The following is a 17441-nucleotide window of genomic DNA, read 5'->3' as shown; positions in this document are numbered from 1 at the left end:
CGATCGTGTTCAGTAGCCCTTGCGCTCCGGCTGCTGCTCGGTCTTGCCCAGCCATTGCCGGATCTTCTCCTCCAGCAGTTCCGGGCTGATCGGCTTCGACATGTAGTCGTCCATGCCGGCGTCGAGGCAGGCCTCGCGGTCGCTTTCGAGCGCATGGGCGGTGACGCCGATGATGGGCACACGATGGCCCTGCCCCTTTTCCTTCTCGCGGATCGTCCGAGCCGCTTCATGGCCGTTCATAACAGGCATCGAGACGTCCATCATGATGATGCCCGGCTTGTGTCTCGCCCAAGCGGCGACCGCCTGCTCACCATTGTCGACGACGAGGAAGGAGAGATCGGTTGCCTGCAGGATCTGTGTAAAGACGATCTGGTTGACTTCATTGTCTTCTGCGACGAGCACGTCGATGAATTCCGGCCCGCGCGTCTGCGGCACGGGCTCCGGCACGACCGCCTGCGCCTGTGGCCGGGTGCTCTCGCTCGCGAAGGACTGTTTGACGCGGCTTGCACGCACCACTTCGACCATGGTGTTGCGTAGCACATTGGCGCGCGCCGGCTTCATCAGGTGTGCATGGCCGTTCAGTGCCGCGAATTCCTTCTCCGTGCCCGAAATATCCATCGACGTCAGGAAGATGATCGGCAGCTCGACGAACCGGGGGTCGGCGCGCAACCGGCGCGCGACATCGGCGCCGTTCATGTCGGGCATGTGATAGTCGAGCACGACTGCGTCCACGGTGACGCCGAGATCGGCGGCCGCCTCCAGGATTGCAAGCCCGGTGCCTCCACCCTCTGCAGCCACGCCGTCGAAGCCCCAGAGCGAGAGCTGCTCGGTCAGGATGCGGCGGTTCACCTCGTTGTCGTCGACGACGAGGATACGCGCGCCCTGCACATTGATCGGCAGCGGCTTCGGTTCGAGCCGGGCGGCGGCCACCGCGAAAGGCAGGTTCACGGTGAAGACCGAGCCTTTGCCCCATTCGCTCTCGACATTGATATAGCCTCCGAAGAGATCGACGAGGCCGGCGGTGATTGCAAGACCGAGGCCCGTTCCCTCATGCCGCCGGGTCGAGGAGGCGTCGACCTGCGAAAACTTGTCGAAAACCGATGCGAGCTTGTCCTTCGGAATGCCGATCCCGGTATCCTCGATGCGGATGCTTGCCAAGATCTCGCCGCCGGCGACGGTCTCGAAGCCGACATCGACGAAGACATGGCCACGCTCGGTGAACTTGACGGCATTGCCGACGAGATTGGTGACGATCTGGCGAAAGCGGCCGGCATCGCCGATCACGGCGGCGGGCAAATCCGGTGCGGCCCGCACGAGCAGTTCGATGTTCTTCTCGGCGGCATGCGACGACAAAAGTGTCGCCACGTCCTCCACAGCTTCGGTGATATCGAACGCCGCTTTGCGCAGTGTCATCTGCCTCGCATCGATCTTCGAGAAATCGAGGATGTCGTTGATAATAGTCAGCAGCGCATTGCCCGATTTGACAATGATGTCGATGAAGGTTTTCTGGCGCGTATCAAGATTGGTCTTGGCCAGCAGCTCCGCCATGCCGAGCACGCCGTTCATTGGCGTGCGGATCTCATGGCTCATATTGGCGAGGAATTCGGACTTGGCGCGATCGGCGGCTTCGGCGCGCGACAGCAGCTGGCGCAGTTCCTCCTCGCGGCTCTTGAGATCAGTGACGTCGGTGAACAGCGCCACCCAATGCTGTCCGGTACTGACCGTCGCGTCCATGTTCACCCAGCGCTCGCCGCCGACATGGAAGACGGTGGAAATCGGCTGCCTCGCCGCGATGTTGGCGCGCCACTCCTGCAGGATCTCGTCCGCCTCATCGTGGAAATCGCCGCGCGCCGCGCAAAATTCGAACATGCCGAGCCAGCCCTGGCCGGCCTCGATGTATTCAGGCGGGATTTGCAGGATATCGGCCATAGCCTCGTTGGACATCCTGATGACGCCGTCTTGGATGATGGCAAGCCCCTGCGACATGGCGTGTGTGGCATCGCGCATCATTTCGCCGAGCCGCTCCAGCGCGGCCCGGGTCTCGTGAATTTCCTTTTCCCGCTCGCGCACCGCCGAAATGTCGGCATAGGTCAGCAGGATGCGGTCGTTGGAGATGCGGCGGCTGTCGAAGATCACCGATTTGCCGCCCGCCCAGCCGACCTCGATCGGCTCCGGTTCCTCCGCCTCGAACAGGTGCTTGCGGAAAGCGTAAATCTCCTCCGGCGTCTGCGTCCGATCGTAGCGCCCGAGTTCGTAATTGCGGCGGATGACGTCAAGGAAGGGGCGGCCGTCGAAGCGATCGTCGAGCGGCAGTTCCCAGATGCCGTAGAATTCGTCGTTGACGTAGAGGATCCGGTGGTCGTTATCGAGGATCAGCACGCCGATCGGCAGCGAACGCAGAATGCTCTCGATGTCGCGATGCAGTATTTCTTCCTGCTTGCGCGATTCAATCAGCGCCCTCTCGCGATCCTTGAGCGGTGAGATGTCGGAAAAGGAGCCGACGACATAGGTTCGCCCATCCGCCGTCATGACGCGGTTGACGCGCGAGATGACGGGATAGACATGGCCGCTATTGCTCGGCATCTCGCTCTCGAGCTCCACCGAAATACCGTCCCTCAGCGCCAGCAGGTTTTCCTGGTAGATCGCCTCAGCACCTTCCGGCCCGAACATTTCGTGTTCGGTCATTCCCATATACTCGGAGCGGGCGCGGCCGCTGAAGGTTTCATAATACTTGTTGGCATAGACCAGGCGGTGCTTGTCGTCGCGGACGAAGACCGCAACCGGCAGGTCCTCCAGGACGGTGCGGAGAACGTCGAGTTCGTTGACGCTCTCTCCCCAGGCCGATTCGCCGGCCACAGGCAGAGCGCCGTTGCGATAAGCTGCATTGACGACAAGCGGGCGTCCGTCCGCCGTAAAGATGCCGATCGGCTGATCGAGATTTTCCAGTGCCTCGCGCACCCGGGCGAGGTCGGCGGCGGTTTCGGAATCGCCTACAAACCCTGGGTTGTCAACCATCTCCCTGCCGGCGATGACGCGGCGCTCGCGCGCTTCGAAGATGCCAAGCACATAGATCCGATCCGGCGACGGCGAGAAGCTTTCGATCTGGACGCGCTCATGGTGGAGGCTCTCCGCGTCGAAGCAGATGGCGTTTTCCTCGGTGCCGAAAACCAGCGCGCGGCGTTCCTTATCCTCGCGGTCCTCTTCCTCGGGGCGGTCGAATAGCTCGCGGGTGCGCCTACCGATGAAGTCGGAAACCTCGCGGCCCAGGAAATCAGCATAGGCCCCGTTGACGGCGACATAGCGCAACTCGCTGTTCTTGACATAGGCCGGGGTGTCCAGATCGGCGATCCGGCGGCAAGCCAATTCCAGAATGTCCCCGGCTGATTTCAAGAAATTGTCGCTCCCGCAATAAATGAAATATCAACTACAAAGACTATAACGCCAAGGCTTTTAACAAGGTTTTAACCATAAATAATCGAGGGCGGAATTTCACAAGCCGGCTCATCAGGCCGAATACGGCCATTACCAATTCGGACCCCGATCATGCCGTGATCGGCAGCAAATCCGGTCGGCTGCGACCCGTCTCTACTCTTGGCCGGCCATTGAAATCATGACCAAAATTTAATGCGGCGAGCCCTTGCGCGGCCATCGCTCCGCCGCGATCCGAGCGGAGTCTGGCGATGGCTTTATAGAAGCCAGTCTAGATAAGGAAGATACCATGTCCGTTCTTCATAAGACCATGGCGACGGGCCTGATTGCGCTGACCTTTGCCGGCGCCTCGCTCGCCACCGCCACCACCGCCGATGCCCGTCCGCGCGATGCCTTCTGGGGCGGCCTTGCCGCCGGGGTCGTCGGCGGCGCTCTTCTGTCCGAAGCCGCCCGACCCGCCTACCCCGTCTATCCGGCCTACCCCGTCTATCGTCCCTATCCCGTCTACCGGACCTATTACCGGCCGCACTATTGCCATCTCGAATGGCGCTACGACCGCTGGGGAGACCCCTACCGCGTGAAAGTGTGCCCGGAATAAAATCCGCATCCGGCGCCGCTTGACCTCAAGACGGCGCCCGCCCGCTGATAACGGGCAAATGGTCTGGCGAGCATTCACCCGCCAGACCATTTGCTTGCGCCAGAGCTGCATCCGTTATGGAGATAGCTCCTCTAGGACGCGGCCCTTTGTTTCGACGGCAAATAACATCGTGATGAGAGCGCCAAGGATCAGAATGGCAGCGAAGCTCGCGAAGACGTATTGGATACCCAGGGAAGACATCAGCGTGCCCACAATGATCGGGCCGGTCGACGAGCCCAAGCGGAGCCATGCGCTGCCGGTTCCGGTACCGAGTGCCCTGAGGCGCGTCGGATAAATTTCAGCGGAGTACAGATAAAGCGAGAAGGTGACTGTCTGGACGATGGCATAAGCAAGGCCACCAAGGATCAGAACCTGCATGGCCGAAGTTGCGCCGAGCCATGCGAGAGCCAAGAGCGGCAGAGGAGCAAGAAGCAGTGCGCCGGTGTACCAGCGTTTGCGCCCGACCCGGTCAATGAGCAGCGCGCAGATGACGGCGGCGATCACGCCGCCGAGCGACGTTAGGAAACCATAGAAGATGCTAGTCTGAAGCGGAAGGTTAAACACCTGCCGATAGAGCGTTGGCAGCCAGGTGATCGTCCCGTTGGCGACCGTATAGGCTGTGAACCACATGGCCCAGATGGAGAGCGTGCGCTTCAGGTAGATGCCTTGGAAGAGCTCGCGCCAGTCGGACGTGCGACGGATCGCCACCTGGACGGCCTTTGGCTCAGGCAATTGCTTGCCGGCTGCGCGTGCACTCTCTTCCATGCGTGTAACGATGGCGTTCGCTTCCTCGTAGCGACCGTTCGCAGCCAGCCAGCGCGGCGACTCCTTCAGGAACCACCGCAACGGGATCATCAGGATTGCCGGAACGAGGCCGACGACGAACATCGCCTTCCAGCCGTAAACCGGCACCATGAAGTAGCCGATCAGCCCTGCGCCGACCAAGCCGAGCAGAAACATGACCTCGTAGAGGAGGAAGAACTTGCCGCGCCCCTTCGAGCCGATCAACTCGTTGATATAGGCGCTCGCCACCGGCACCTCGCCTCCCGTCCCGATCCCCTGAATAAAACGGAAGGTCATCATCATGCCGGCGCCCGCGGCAAATAGGCAGGCGACATCCATGCTGACAAAGAGCAGGATCGTGAATAGAAGAACTTTCAGCCGGCCGATCTTTTCAGCAAGCCAGCCAAACAGGATGGCGCCGATCAATTGTCCGAGATAGCCCATCGACAGGATCATGCCGGTCTGCGAAGGGCTCAGGCCCCACTCTCGCACCAGGACAGGCATGGCGTAGGCGATGGCAATGACAGTATAGCCGTCGAAAAATGTTGCTGCGCCGATGATATTGCGTGCCCAGAACACCTCGCGGGTAATGGGCAGACGCTCAAGGCGAGCGCTGATTTCGGCCTGCGGATCAACGGCACTCCCCGTCTCCACCGGCATAGGCTGCATGACATTCATTGGTTCCTCCTTCTCGCCCGTGGCTACCACTCTCCCGGCCAGGGGCGCTCCTGCTTGATGGTTATTGCTGCGTGTCAGCTTGTCCTGTCAGTACAATGGGCTTCAAAAGGAGATGCCGTCCACGGCTTCTCCTTCCCATCGGAATGACGCTCCTGCGGCATGCGCAGGAGCGTCGAATGCATCACTCGGCAGCCAGGAGTTGGTCGACGCGGCCGATGCCGGCGGCATCGAAGGCGGCAAAAATTTCCGCTTCCGCTTTTTCGCCAAGGTTCTTCAGCGGCTCGCGGATGGTCGCGTGATCGAGAATACCACGATGCACGAGGCCGAGTTTGAGCGCCACGGTGCCTTCCATGTGGGAGCCGCGGTGATAGACGGCCCGCGTCACCGGCAGAAGACGTTCGAAAAGCTTCCGGGCTTCTGGATAGTTCTGCGCCTTGCCTGCCTTGATCAAGTCGATCAGCAGTTCCGGCGCGATATTGCCGTAGCCGACGAGCAGACCATCGACGTCGAACATGGTCGGCAACAACCATTCGTCGTGGCAGCTCAGAACCTGCAGATTGGGATTGGCCTTCTTCAGTTCCGGAATTTCGACATACCAGCGCTTCATATTGCGCACGCCGTTCTTGGTGGCAACGACGCCTGCCTGCGTGGCGATCGCCAGCTGCGTATCGAGATCATAGGATGCCTTGGTGGCGTCCGGATACTGGAACAGGATGCACTGCAGGCCGGATTCCTGCCAGATCGCCTTGTAGCGATCCTGGGGAGCGCCCTTCTGAAACCCGAAGCGCAACCAGCCATGGTTCGGATAGACCAGCGCACCGGTGGCGCCGGCGGCCTTGCACTTTTTCGCCTCTTCGGCAGCAACCCTTGTACCCTCGCCTGTGATTCCGGCAATGATCGGCACGGCGCCGTCGACCGCCTCAACATAGGTGCGGATAAGAGCAAGCCGCTCCTCCTCGGTAAGGAAAGTGCCCTCGCCGGCATGGCCGAGGATGACGAGGCTTTTGACCCCTTCCATCGAAACCAGCCATTTGGCGATTTTTGCGTTGGCCTTGTGATCGACTTCGCCCTCGCGGGTGAAAGCGGTAACGGGCGCCGGGCTCAGCCCGCGCAGGTCCATCGGTTGCATCTTGATCTCCTCCTTGGCGATCGCTGCTCACTCATGATCAGCGATGGGATCGTTTATGGGAACGTTCCCACTATCGTTCTTGAATTTTCTGGAGTCAATTTCTTTTTTGGTGCATGTTCGCAAATGGCGCCCGACTGCCCGACTCGAATGGAAAAGGCTCAATGAATTCAAAGGCAGATCAAATTCTCGGTCAAAGCCGCATCACCATTCTTGACGTGGCGGCTGCAGCCGGCGTTTCCAAATCCACAGTATCCCGCATTCTGGATGAGCGGCTCCCCCGCTCCGACAGCGAGACCGCCCGCCGCGTTCGCAAGGTCGCTGAAGAGCTTGGATATGTCAGAGACGTTTCGGCAGCGAGTCTTAGGCGCGGCAACACGATGACTGTGGGCGTGATTGTTCCGCGACTGACCGATACGGTTATGGCCATGCTTTATGAAGCGCTGGCCAAGGCCTGCAGCCGCACCGGCCGCTTCGCCATTGTCGCCACGACCGACGACAAGCCGAAGGCCGACCGGCTTGCCGCCGAATCCCTCCTGAGACGCGGCGTCGACGGATTGATCCTTGCCACAGCGCGGGAAGATGACGACTTTCCTGACGAACTGGCAAGGCGCGGTGTCCCCTATGTGCTGGCGCTGCGTACCGACGGTCACAGCCTCTCCTCGGTCGGCGATGACAGGCTGGGCGGCTACCTCGCTGCACGCCATTTGCTCGATCTCGGCCATCGCAGGATCGGCGTCATTGCCGGCCCTTCCTATGCCTCCAGTTCGCGAGGCCGGGTAGAGGGTTTCTGCCAAGCATTGGAAGAAACGGGACTGGTAGCGGATCCCTCCTGCATTATCGCCTCGACATTCGGCATCGAGTCCGGTGCGGCGGCCATCGAAACACTGATGAACCTCAGCCCCCGCCCGACCGCTGTTTTCGCGGTCAACGACAATACCGCCATTGGCGCCTTGTCGGGCCTGACGAAACTCGGCCTTTCCGTGCCGCAGAATATCTCGATCGTCGGTTACAACGACATTCCGATCGTCAGTCACCTGCCCACGCCGCTCACGACGCTGCGTGTGCCGTTCGAGCAAATTGCTTCGAACGCCCTCGAGCTTCTTGCGGGCGATGGCGGTTCCATCGACGACCGTATCCGCATCTCGGCTCCGACACTCATTCCCAGGAAATCGACAGCGCCGCTGCGCTGAAAGATCACGAGAGGACCAACATGCCGGAACCGCTCAAGAACCTGCTGCACGAAGCGCTGCTCGTCGACATGGCTGATCGCATCGCCGCCAATGCGCTCTCCTTCGACAAGACCCATTTCCTCAAGCTCGCGAGCGATGGGCTGGAGGCGCTTGAGCTGATGGAGCGCTCGGCGCTGATCCGCAACGCGCTGTCTGCCACGCTTCCCGAAGATTTTATCGAAGCAGCCGCCGTTCTGAAGGCAAGCCTGCCTGCATCAGGCAGACCCGGTCTGACCGGCTGGATGTTGCTGCCGGTCAATCAGTTCATCGCCGCCCGCGGCCTCGATCATTTCGAACTCGGCCTTGATCTCCTCAAGGCGCTGACACCGCATTTCACAGCCGAATTCGGTATTCGCCCCTTCATCCATCGCGACCAGCAGCGCGCGCTCGCTATCATCTCCGCCTGGGTCGGCGACCCCGATCGGCACGTGCGCCGACTGGCCAGCGAGGGAACGCGGCCGCGCCTGCCCTGGGCCATGCGCCTGCCGCAACTCGTCAAGGATCCGACGCCAATCCTGCCGATCCTCATCGCGCTGATGGACGATCCGGAAGATTACGTGCGCCGCTCCGTCGCCAACAGCCTGAACGACATCGCCAAGGATCATCCGGATCTCGTCGCCGCTTTCATCGCCGGCCGCATCGAGGGCGCGTCAGCGGAGCGCCGCTGGCTGCTGAAACATGCCTCACGCACGCTGCTCAAGAAAGGCCATCCGCAGGCGCTCGCCAATTTCGGCTTCGGCACGGCAGCCGCGCTGACATGCGAACTGCGCCTTCTGAACGGCGAGGTGATGTTCGGCGAAGGGCTGGATTTCGAAATCCGCCTGACCAATTCAGGCGAAACCACGCACTCGCTGATGATCGACTACGCCATCCACCACGTGAAGGCCGACGGCTCTCTCTCGCCCAAGGTCTTCAAATGCAGGACAATTACACTCGCGCCCGGGCAGAGCCACGCCATCGAGCGCCGCCATGCCATGCGGCCGATCACCACGCGGCGCTATTATCCCGGCGAACACCGCATCGCCATCCTCGTCAACGGAGCGGAAAGCGCATCGAAAAGTTTCGTGCTGAGAATGCCTTCGCCTGACCCGGCCTAGCGCCTTTTTGTGCGCTGCACTTGACTTTTCCAGCGAACTAGCCCAAATGCGGCTCAGCTTTCACCCTTCCGGCCGCCGCGTGAGCGTGCCCCTAACGCAGGAAGAAGGGACAAAAGCGCATTTCGATAGAACGTCGCACTCCCAATGAGCGGCCAGAAGCGCTGGAAAGCTTTTTTCCAACTTGCAAGTTCCCACTTCACGCGGGGTTCTTGACGCCAGAATGAAACCGGATCGCATGGTGCGTTCCGGCGCTAGTCGTTGTGGCGCCCCGAAAGGTTATGCCTTGACTAATTTTGAATCGCTTGGTGTCTCCAAGCCGATCGTCGCCACCTTGTTCCAGCTCGGCATCGAAACGCCGACGCCGATCCAGGAACAGTCCATTCCCCTCCTCATTTCAGGCCGCGATCTGATCGGCCTTGCCCAGACCGGCACCGGCAAGACCGCCGCCTTCGGCCTGCCACTCATTGAAAAGCTGCTCGCTGACGAGCGCCGCCCCGACAACCGCACGACGCGGACGCTGATCCTGGCGCCGACCCGCGAGCTGGTGAACCAGATCGCCGAGAACCTGAAGAAGTTCATCCGCAAGTCGCCGCTGCGCATCAATGTGGTGGTCGGCGGCGTTTCGATCAACAAGCAGCAGCTGCAGCTGGAAAAGGGCACAGACATCCTGGTCGCCACCCCCGGCCGCCTGCTCGATCTCGTCAACCGCCGCGCAATCACGCTGACGACGGTGCGCTATCTTGTGCTCGATGAGGCCGACCAGATGCTCGACCTCGGTTTCGTCCATGACTTGCGCAAGATCGCCAAGTTGGTGCCGAAGAAGCGTCAGACCATGCTGTTTTCGGCCACCATGCCCAAGGCCATCGCCGATCTCGCCGGCGAGTATCTCGTCGATCCCGTCAAAGTCGAAGTCACGCCTCCCGGCAAGGCTGCCGACAAGGTCGAGCAATACGTCCATTTCGTCGGCGGCAAGAACGACAAGACCGAACTGCTGCGCAAGTCGCTGACCGAAAACCCCGACGGCCGCGCCATCGTCTTCCTGCGCACCAAGCATGGCGCCGAGAAGCTGATGAAGCACCTCGACAATATCGGCTATTCCGTCGCCTCCATCCACGGCAACAAGAGCCAGGGTCAGCGCGAGCGGGCGCTGAAGTCCTTCCGCGACGGCAGCATCAAGACGCTGATCGCGACCGACGTCGCCGCCCGCGGCATCGACATCCCGGCCGTCAGCCACGTCTACAACTATGACTTGCCCGAAGTGCCGGACGCCTATGTCCATCGCATCGGCCGCACGGCGCGCGCCGGCCGCGACGGCATCGCCATCGCCTTCTGCGCACCCGACGAAGCCAAGCTGCTGCGCGATATCGAGCGCCTGATGGGCATCGACATCAAGGTCGCAAGCGGGGAGCCGCCGGCCAATATCAGCAACAGCGGCCCCCGCCGCGGCAACGGCAATGGCAACAACCGCAATCGCGGCGGCGGCCAAGGTCGTGGTGGTGAGGGTCGCGGCGAAGGCCGTGGCGATCAGAACCGATCGGAGCATCGCGGCAGCCGCCAGGAACGCCGCCCGCGCCGAGAAGGCGAAGGCAGCGAAATCCGCGCCGGTGGCGAAGAACGCCGCGAGCGCCGTCCGCGCCCCGAGCGCCTGGGCCGCAACGAGGACTTCCGCGGCCAGCGTCGCGGCGAAGCGGTTCCGGATTTCGGCCCCGACAACGATTTGGCCTCGACCTCCGATTTCCGTCCGGCAAAGCCGCAGCGCCCTGCGCATAACGGCCCTAATGGCCATCACGCCAATGGCGAGCCGAGCGGCCATCACCGCGGCAACGGCCGCCACGCCCACGGCCGCCCGGCCCGCAAGCACGGCGAGGACCGCGGACAGCATCAGGCCCAGGGCGGCGAACCGCGCCGCGAGGGCAATGGCGGCAACCGCCGCGGCAGCTCCGGCTCCCGCAATGGCGGCGGCCAGCGCCGCGAACGCGCCTGATCATAGATCTATTGAAGATTGGAAAGGCCGGCGATTTCTCCGGCCTTTTTCGTTGTCTACGCCTCTGCCGGCCTCTGCCGCTCGGTTGCCCTGCGGTTCGTCAGATAGACGCCCGTCACGACAACAATCGTGCCCAAAATCAATGGCAGCGTCAGCGGCTCGCCAAAGGCGATGAAGGCTTCAAGCGCGACAGCCGGTGGCATCAGGTAGATGAGCGAGGCGGCACGCGAGACCTGCCCGCGGCGGATGAGATAAAGCAGCAGGCCGACGCCGCCCATCGACAGACCGAAGACCGACCAGGTGAGCGCGCCATAAGCTTGCGCCGAACCATCGAAATGCTGGTATTCGAAGGTCAGCGAGAGTGGCAGGGTAAGGATCAGCGCACCGGCATATTGCAGCGTTGCAATGGTCCTGAGGTCGCCGGATTGCAGGTGTTTCTTCTGGTAGAGCGTGCCGTAGGTGACGGAGCCCATGGCGATCAGGTTGATCGCCAGCGGCAGAGCGGCTTGGCTGAGATCGGCGGTCGCCGGATCGAGGAGCTTCGGCGAAATGGCGATGGCAATGCCGATGAAGCCGAGGCCGAGACCGATCTGCTGGCTCTTCTGCAACCGCTCGCCGACGAGAAAGGGAGCCGCCATGGCCGTCAGCAGCGGCTGCAGCGCCGCGATGATGCCCGATATGCCGGCAGGCACCCCATTGGCGATCGCCCACCAGAGGCCGGCAAGATAGAAGCCGTGCAGGAAGACGCCGGAATAGATGGCGCGGAGCCACGTCGCCCGGCTTTTCGGCCATTGCGCCCGCATCACCAGGCAGAGCGTCAGGAAAGCAAAGGCCGACAGCGCGTAGCGGATCGACAGAAAGGTGAAGGGCTCGGAATGCAGCGCCGCATATTTCGCCACCACCCAGCCGGTAGACCAAAGCAAAACGAAGACGGCGGGGGCAAGGCGGTCGAGGGACATGGGCGGCTCGGGCAAAAAGATATCGCGGTGCTGATAGCCGTAGCCGAAGGCCTCGGTCAAAGGCGAAGCGTTGATGCTTATATGAAATTTGGTTGATGGTTGTGGGCGCAGGATACGCGTAACTCGTGCGGCTCCCATGGCATGCCTTCTCCCGAGCACAAGAACAAGAGCGTATGCAGCCGCGCCTACGCCTGCATCACCGAATGAAAAACCATCACCTGCTCAGATTTTACGCAGTTCTTACGGAACACCCGTCCGTCGCCCCGCCCCACCTCGCTTCAAACGCCTGGAATTCCGTTTCTTTTCCGCACTGCAAAAATCTTTTCCCCGAATTGCGCATGGTTCTTGCATTGCAATTTGCGTTGTATTCAAATGAACAAAAAAAGGGGAGCCGCACCTTTGGCATTTGATGAAATGATTACCGGGGACGAAAGCCCCCGCCCGCCTTATGAAAAATATTACGAGTGGTACAACAGCCAAGACCGGGCGCATCTGATTGCCAAGTCCCGCGATGCGGAAAACATCTTCCGGAAGACCGGCATAACCTTCGCAGTTTACGGCCACGCCGACAGTTCCGAAAAGCTCATCCCCTTCGACATCATTCCCCGCATCATTTCCGCCCGCGAGTGGCGCAAGCTGGCTCAGGGGATCGAGCAGCGGGTGATCGCACTCAACGCCTTTCTGGACGACATCTACCATAAGCAGGAGATCATCCGCGCCGGCCGCGTTCCACGCGAGCTGATCGAGAACAATGTCGCCTTTCTCTCCGAGATGATCGGCTTCCGCCCACCGGGCGGCGTCTATACCCATATCGTCGGCACCGATATCGTGCGCACCGGCGAAGACCAGTTCTACGTGCTGGAGGACAATGCCCGCACGCCGTCCGGCGTCAGCTACATGCTGGAAAACCGGGAAACCATGATGCAGATGTTTCCCGAGCTCTTCCATGAAAACAAGGTTCAGCGCGTCGAGGATTATCCCTATCTCTTGCGCCAGAGCCTCGCCTCGCTCGCCCCTCCCGGCTGCACCGGCAAGCCGCGCGTCGCAGTGCTGACGCCCGGCATCTACAATTCGGCCTATTACGAGCATTCCTTCCTCGCCGACATGATGGGCGTCGAGCTGGTCGAGGGCTCGGATCTGCGCGTCATCGACGGCAAGGTGAAAATGCGCACGACCCGCGGCTACGAAGCGATCGACGTGCTCTACCGCCGCGTCGACGACGACTTTCTCGATCCCCTTACATTCAGGGCCGATTCCGCGCTCGGCATTCCCGGCATCATGGACGTCTACCGCTCCGGTAATATCACCATCGCCAATGCGCCGGGCACCGGCATATCGGACGACAAGGCGATTTATTCCTACATGCCGGAGATCGTCGAGTTCTATACCGGCCGCAAGGCGCTGCTCGAAAACGTGCCGACCTGGCGCTGCTCGGAAGCATCAAGTCTGAAATATGTGCTGGAGCACCTGGAGGAATTGGTCGTCAAGGAAGTGCACGGTTCCGGCGGCTACGGCATGCTTGTGGGGCCGACGGCATCGAAGAAAGAGCGCGCCGATTTCGCCGAAAAGCTGAAGGCCAAGCCGAATAACTACATCGCTCAGCCGACGCTGTCGCTCTCCACCGTGCCGATCCTCGTCAACAAGGGCATTGCGCCGCGCCATGTCGACCTCCGCCCCTACGTGCTCGTTTCCGACAAGGTCCAGATCATTCCGGGCGGTCTCACCCGCGTGGCGCTGAAGCAGGGCTCGCTGGTGGTCAACTCCAGCCAGGGCGGCGGCACCAAAGACACCTGGGTACTGGAGGACTGATGCTCGGAAGAACCGCAAACGGCCTCTACTGGATGTTCCGTTACATCGAGCGCGCCGAGAATATCGCTCGCCTGGTGGATGCGGGACTGCGCATGTCGCTAACCCGCAGCAGCGCCGGCGACGACAACTGGGATGGCGTGCTGCAAAGTGCCGGCGTTCGCGAAGCCTATGACGAGGGCCACGCCAAGCTGACCAATGCCGATGCGATCGATTATCTACTGCGCGATCGCTCCAACCCGTCGAGCGTCATGTCCTGCATTGATTACGGCCGCAACAATGCCCGCATGGTCCGCACCGCGCTGACGCGGGAGACTTGGGAGGCTACCAACGAATGCTGGATAGATCTCAAAGCCTTGCTTGAAAAGCGCGTGAAGGCCGCCGACCTGCCTGAGGTGATCGACGTCATCAAGCGCCGCGCCGGCCTCATCCGCGGCGCCTTCCATGGCTCGACGCTCAGAAACGAGCTCTATAATTTTGCCCGCATCGGCACCTTCATCGAGCGGGCCGACAATACGAGCCGCATTCTCGACGTGAAATATTACGTGCTGCTGCCTTCCGTCTCGGCCGTTGGCTCCTCGCTTGACAACGTGCAGTGGGAATCGATCCTGCGCTCGGTCTCCGCGCACCGGGCCTATAGCTGGGCCTATGACGGCGAATACCGGGCGATGAATATCGCCGACTTCCTGACCCTCAATGTGCAGATGCCGCGCTCGCTTGCCTATTGCTACGAGAAGATCGTCAGCAATCTCGGCTATCTCGCCCAGGATTACGAGGAGCGGCTTCCCGCCCACGATACCGCCGACGCGATCCGCACCACGCTGCAGACGCGGGCAATCCGCGACATTATGGATCAGGGCCTGCATGAGTTCCTGGAAGATTTCGTCGCCCGCAACAACCAGCTCGGCATGGAAATTTCCGACGGCTACCGGTTCTACGTTTAAGCGGATCAGAACATGAGACTGAAGATCAGCCACCTCACCGAATACCGCTACGACGAACCGGCGCAATTCTCGCTGCAACGTCTGAGGCTGACGCCGCCGGCAACCAACGGCCAGACAGTGCTCGGCTGGTCGCTGAAGGTCGAGGGTGCCACGCCCGAAGTGGAATATGACGACCAGTACGGCAACCACGTCAACCTGGTCTCGCTGGAAGGCGAGCAGCAGGTGACGCGGATTTTCGCGGAAGGCGAGGTCGAAACGACGGATATCAATGGCGTCACCGGCCCGCATACGGGCTTCTGCCCGCTCTGGCTCTTCCTGCGCGAAACGCCGCTCACCAAGAGCGGCAAGCTGGTGAAGGAACTAATCAAAGGCGTCAACGGCGATAATGAACTCGCCCGCATGCATGCGCTGATGGCAGCCATTCACGAGACTGTCGATTACAGGCCCGGAACCAGCGACACTGCGACGACGGCCGAACAGGCGCTGGAGAAGAAGAGCGGCGTCTGCCAGGACCATGCGCACATCTTCGTTGCCGCCGCCCGCGCCCTGCAGGTTCCGGCGCGTTATGTCTCCGGCTATCTGATGATGACGGAAAAGGCCGAACAGGCGGCGACCCATGCCTGGGCCGAGGCCCATATTCCCGGCCTTGGCTGGGTTGGCTTCGATCCCGCCAACGAGATCTGCCCCGATGACCGATATGTCCGGATCGCCTCCGGCCTCTGCTACCGCGACGCCGCACCGATCTCAGGCATGCGCATCGGCACACCGGGCGAAACCCTGTCGGTGACCGTGAAGGTCGAAGACGGCGGACAGATGCAAAGCCAGAGCCAGAGCTGAACCACCGACGCTCGCCATTGCACGATCGCGCAATTCCGCGCCATTTCGAGCGCTTTTCTCATCGCAACTAGCGGGAAGGACAGCATGGGCGCTGGCGGCTCGAAAGTGGCCTCATTTCGCCAACAAAAAGGCGGGGACAAAAGCCCCGCCTCTTCATCAATGTCTCGTCGGACATGCCCTACTCAGTGGCTGTCCTTGCCGACAGCGTTTCCGCGACATCCCTTGAGGAAATCAAGGTCGGCGCCGGTATCGGCTCCCTCGACATGCTGCTGATGCAGGTAGGCGTAGCCCGACGTCGGCAGATCGTGGTGCGGCTGCCATTCGGAGAGCCGACGCGCCAGTTCTTCGTCCGAAATGTCGAGATGCAGGCGACGGTTCGGCACGTCGAGCTCGATCATGTCCCCGGTCTTGACGACCGCGAGCGGCCCGCCGACCGCCGCTTCCGGCGAGGTGTGCAGCACCACGGTGCCATAAGCCGTTCCGGACATGCGGGCGTCGGAAATGCGCACCATGTCGAGGATGCCCTTCTTCAGCACCTTCGGCGGGAGCCCCATATTGCCGACCTCGGCCATGCCGGGATAGCCCTTCGGCCCGCAGTTCTTCATGACCATGACGCAATTCTCGTCGATGTCGAGGCTGTCGTCATTGATCTTGGCCTTGTAGTCGTCGATGTCCTCGAACACGACCGCCCTGCCCCGGTGCACCAGGAGATGTGGCGAGGCCGCCGAAGGCTTCAGCACCGCACCCTTCGGTGCTAGATTGCCGCGCAGAACGACGATGCCGCCCGAAGAGGTCAGCGCCTTTTCGGCAGGCAGGATAACGTCCTCGTTCCAGTTGACGACGTCCTTGACCTCGTCCCAGACTGTTTCGCCGGAGACAGTCAGAGCATCCTTATGAAGGAGCCCGGCCTCCCCGAGACGCTTCAGCACGACAGGCAGGCCGCCGGCATAGAAGAACTCTTCCATCAGGTACTTGCCCGAGGGCATCAGATTGACGATCGTCGGAACGTCGCGGCCGCAACGGTCCCAGTCGTCAAGCGTCAGGTCGATGCCGACGCGGCCGGCGATCGCCAGCAGATGGATGACGGCGTTGGTCGATCCGCCGATCGCCGCATTGGTGCGGATGGCGTTCTCAAAGGCCTGCTTCGTCATGATGTCGGATGGCTTCAGGTCGTCCTTGACCATCTGCACGATACGGCGGCCGGTCAGCTGCGCCATAACCTTGCGGCGGGAATCGACGCCGGGGATTGCGGCATTGCCTGACAGCGCCATGCCGAGCGCTTCCGCCATGGAAGCCATTGTCGAGGCGGTGCCCATCGTGTTGCAGGTGCCCGACGAGCGGCTCATCGATGCTTCCGCCTCGAGGAACTCCGCCTGCGTCATCTCGCCCGCCTTCACCATTTCGGAGAACTTCCACAGATGCGTGCCGGAGCCGACGCGTTCGCCGCGGAAATAGCCGTTCAGCATCGGTCCGCCGGTGACGACGATCGACGGCAGATCGCAGGAGGCAGCTCCCATCAGCAGCGACGGCGTGGTCTTGTCGCAGCCGACGAGCAGGACGCAGCCATCCATCGGCTGGCCGCGGATCGCTTCCTCGACCGCGAGCGCCGCGAGATTGCGGTACATCATTGCGGTCGGGCGGAAGGTGTTTTCCGAGGCCGAGAACACCGGCACTTCGAGCGGGAAGCCGCCGGCCTCCCAGACGCCCGCCTTCACTTTTTCGGCGAGCTCTCTCAGATGACCGTTGCACGGGGTCATATCCGACCAGGTGTTGAGGATGCCGATGACAGGCCGGCCGTCGAACAGGTCGTGCGGATAGCCCTGGTTCTTAAGCCAGCCGCGGTGATAGATCACGTCGCGGCTCGTACCGCCATACCATTCCTGCGATCTCAGCCTGCGCGGCCATTCCGCTTTCTTTTTCATAATCTCT

The 17441-nt window shown here is 61.6% G+C and carries 12 protein-coding genes; 7 read left to right on the top strand and 5 right to left on the bottom strand.

Going from position 1 to position 17441, the window contains the following annotated elements; genetic code table 11:
• Nucleotides 1-9: 9 nt before the first annotated feature.
• On the bottom strand, nt 10-3390 hold the full coding sequence (locus FFR93_RS08860; protein ID WP_138392948.1) for a response regulator: 3381 nt from the start codon (nt 3388-3390) through the stop codon (nt 10-12).
• A gap of 328 nt (nt 3391-3718) precedes the next feature.
• Between FFR93_RS08860 and FFR93_RS08855 the strand changes: the two genes are divergently transcribed.
• Nucleotides 3719-4027, top strand: coding sequence for a hypothetical protein (locus FFR93_RS08855; protein WP_064705841.1), 309 nt, complete (start codon nt 3719-3721; stop codon nt 4025-4027).
• 114 nt (nt 4028-4141) lie between these two features.
• Here the strand turns inward: FFR93_RS08855 and FFR93_RS08850 are convergent, their stop codons facing one another.
• Nucleotides 4142-5527, bottom strand: coding sequence for an MFS transporter (locus tag FFR93_RS08850; protein WP_138392947.1), 1386 nt, complete (start codon nt 5525-5527; stop codon nt 4142-4144).
• Between the two features lie 181 nt (nt 5528-5708).
• Nucleotides 5709-6656, bottom strand: a complete 948-nt coding sequence (locus FFR93_RS08845; RefSeq protein ID WP_171049145.1) for a dihydrodipicolinate synthase family protein — start codon at nt 6654-6656, stop codon at nt 5709-5711.
• Nucleotides 6657-6817: 161 nt separating this feature from the next.
• Between FFR93_RS08845 and FFR93_RS08840 the strand changes: the two genes are divergently transcribed.
• The 3 genes from FFR93_RS08840 (at nt 6818) to FFR93_RS08830 (ending at nt 10966) form a co-directional block, all read left to right on the top strand.
• Nucleotides 6818-7846, top strand: coding sequence for a LacI family DNA-binding transcriptional regulator (locus FFR93_RS08840; RefSeq protein ID WP_064705844.1), 1029 nt, complete (start codon nt 6818-6820; stop codon nt 7844-7846).
• A 20-nt stretch (nt 7847-7866) separates the two neighbouring features.
• Nucleotides 7867-8982, top strand: a complete 1116-nt coding sequence (locus FFR93_RS08835; protein ID WP_138392946.1) for a DNA alkylation repair protein — start codon at nt 7867-7869, stop codon at nt 8980-8982.
• A gap of 235 nt (nt 8983-9217) precedes the next feature.
• Entirely contained in the window at nt 9218-10966 is a 1749-nt protein-coding gene (locus FFR93_RS08830) for a DEAD/DEAH box helicase (RefSeq protein WP_064705846.1), read from the top strand.
• Nucleotides 10967-11022: 56 nt separating this feature from the next.
• Here FFR93_RS08830 and FFR93_RS08825 read toward each other — a convergent pair whose 3' ends face one another.
• Nucleotides 11023-11925 (bottom strand): DMT family transporter, encoded by a 903-nt coding sequence (locus tag FFR93_RS08825; RefSeq protein ID WP_064706153.1) that lies wholly within the window; start codon nt 11923-11925, stop codon nt 11023-11025.
• Between the two features lie 399 nt (nt 11926-12324).
• On the opposite strand from FFR93_RS08825, the gene FFR93_RS08820 reads away from it, so the two are divergent.
• The 3 genes from FFR93_RS08820 to FFR93_RS08810 are packed head-to-tail and all read left to right on the top strand — an operon-like array spanning nt 12325 to nt 15512.
• On the top strand, nt 12325-13734 hold the full coding sequence (locus FFR93_RS08820; RefSeq protein ID WP_064705847.1) for a circularly permuted type 2 ATP-grasp protein: 1410 nt from the start codon (nt 12325-12327) through the stop codon (nt 13732-13734).
• Nucleotides 13734-14675, top strand: coding sequence for an alpha-E domain-containing protein (locus tag FFR93_RS08815; RefSeq protein WP_064705848.1), 942 nt, complete (start codon nt 13734-13736; stop codon nt 14673-14675). The genes FFR93_RS08820 and FFR93_RS08815 overlap by 1 nt, the downstream gene beginning before the upstream one ends.
• 12 nt (nt 14676-14687) lie before the next feature.
• Entirely contained in the window at nt 14688-15512 is an 825-nt protein-coding gene (locus tag FFR93_RS08810; RefSeq protein ID WP_064705849.1) for a transglutaminase family protein, read from the top strand.
• Between the two features lie 182 nt (nt 15513-15694).
• Here the strand turns inward: FFR93_RS08810 and araD are convergent, their stop codons facing one another.
• Nucleotides 15695-17434: an L-arabinonate dehydratase gene (gene araD / locus FFR93_RS08805; protein WP_064705850.1), complete on the bottom strand. Its 1740-nt coding sequence runs from the start codon at nt 17432-17434 to the stop codon at nt 15695-15697.
• Nucleotides 17435-17441 lie beyond the last annotated feature (7 nt).

The organism is Rhizobium sp. MHM7A, assembly GCF_005862215.1.
GTDB lineage: Bacteria > Pseudomonadota > Alphaproteobacteria > Rhizobiales > Rhizobiaceae > Rhizobium > Rhizobium bangladeshense.
This window is presented reverse-complemented; position numbering and strand designations above follow the sequence as displayed.

Bases quoted from the DNA above. Each gene is read 5' to 3' on its own strand.
- FFR93_RS08855 (WP_064705841.1), top strand. From the start codon at position 3,719: ATGTCCGTTCTTCATAAGACCATGGCGACGGGCCTGATTGCGCTGACC.
- FFR93_RS08850 (WP_138392947.1), bottom strand. From the start codon at position 5,527: ATGAATGTCATGCAGCCTATGCCGGTGGAGACGGGGAGTGCCGTTGAT.
- FFR93_RS08845 (WP_171049145.1), bottom strand. From the start codon at position 6,656: ATGCAACCGATGGACCTGCGCGGGCTGAGCCCGGCGCCCGTTACCGCT.
- FFR93_RS08840 (WP_064705844.1), top strand. From the start codon at position 6,818: ATGAATTCAAAGGCAGATCAAATTCTCGGTCAAAGCCGCATCACCATT.
- FFR93_RS08835 (WP_138392946.1), top strand. From the start codon at position 7,867: ATGCCGGAACCGCTCAAGAACCTGCTGCACGAAGCGCTGCTCGTCGAC.
- FFR93_RS08830 (WP_064705846.1), top strand. From the start codon at position 9,218: ATGGTGCGTTCCGGCGCTAGTCGTTGTGGCGCCCCGAAAGGTTATGCC.
- FFR93_RS08825 (WP_064706153.1), bottom strand. From the start codon at position 11,925: ATGTCCCTCGACCGCCTTGCCCCCGCCGTCTTCGTTTTGCTTTGGTCT.
- FFR93_RS08815 (WP_064705848.1), top strand. From the start codon at position 13,734: ATGCTCGGAAGAACCGCAAACGGCCTCTACTGGATGTTCCGTTACATC.
- FFR93_RS08810 (WP_064705849.1), top strand. From the start codon at position 14,688: ATGAGACTGAAGATCAGCCACCTCACCGAATACCGCTACGACGAACCG.
- araD (WP_064705850.1), bottom strand. From the start codon at position 17,434: ATGAAAAAGAAAGCGGAATGGCCGCGCAGGCTGAGATCGCAGGAATGG.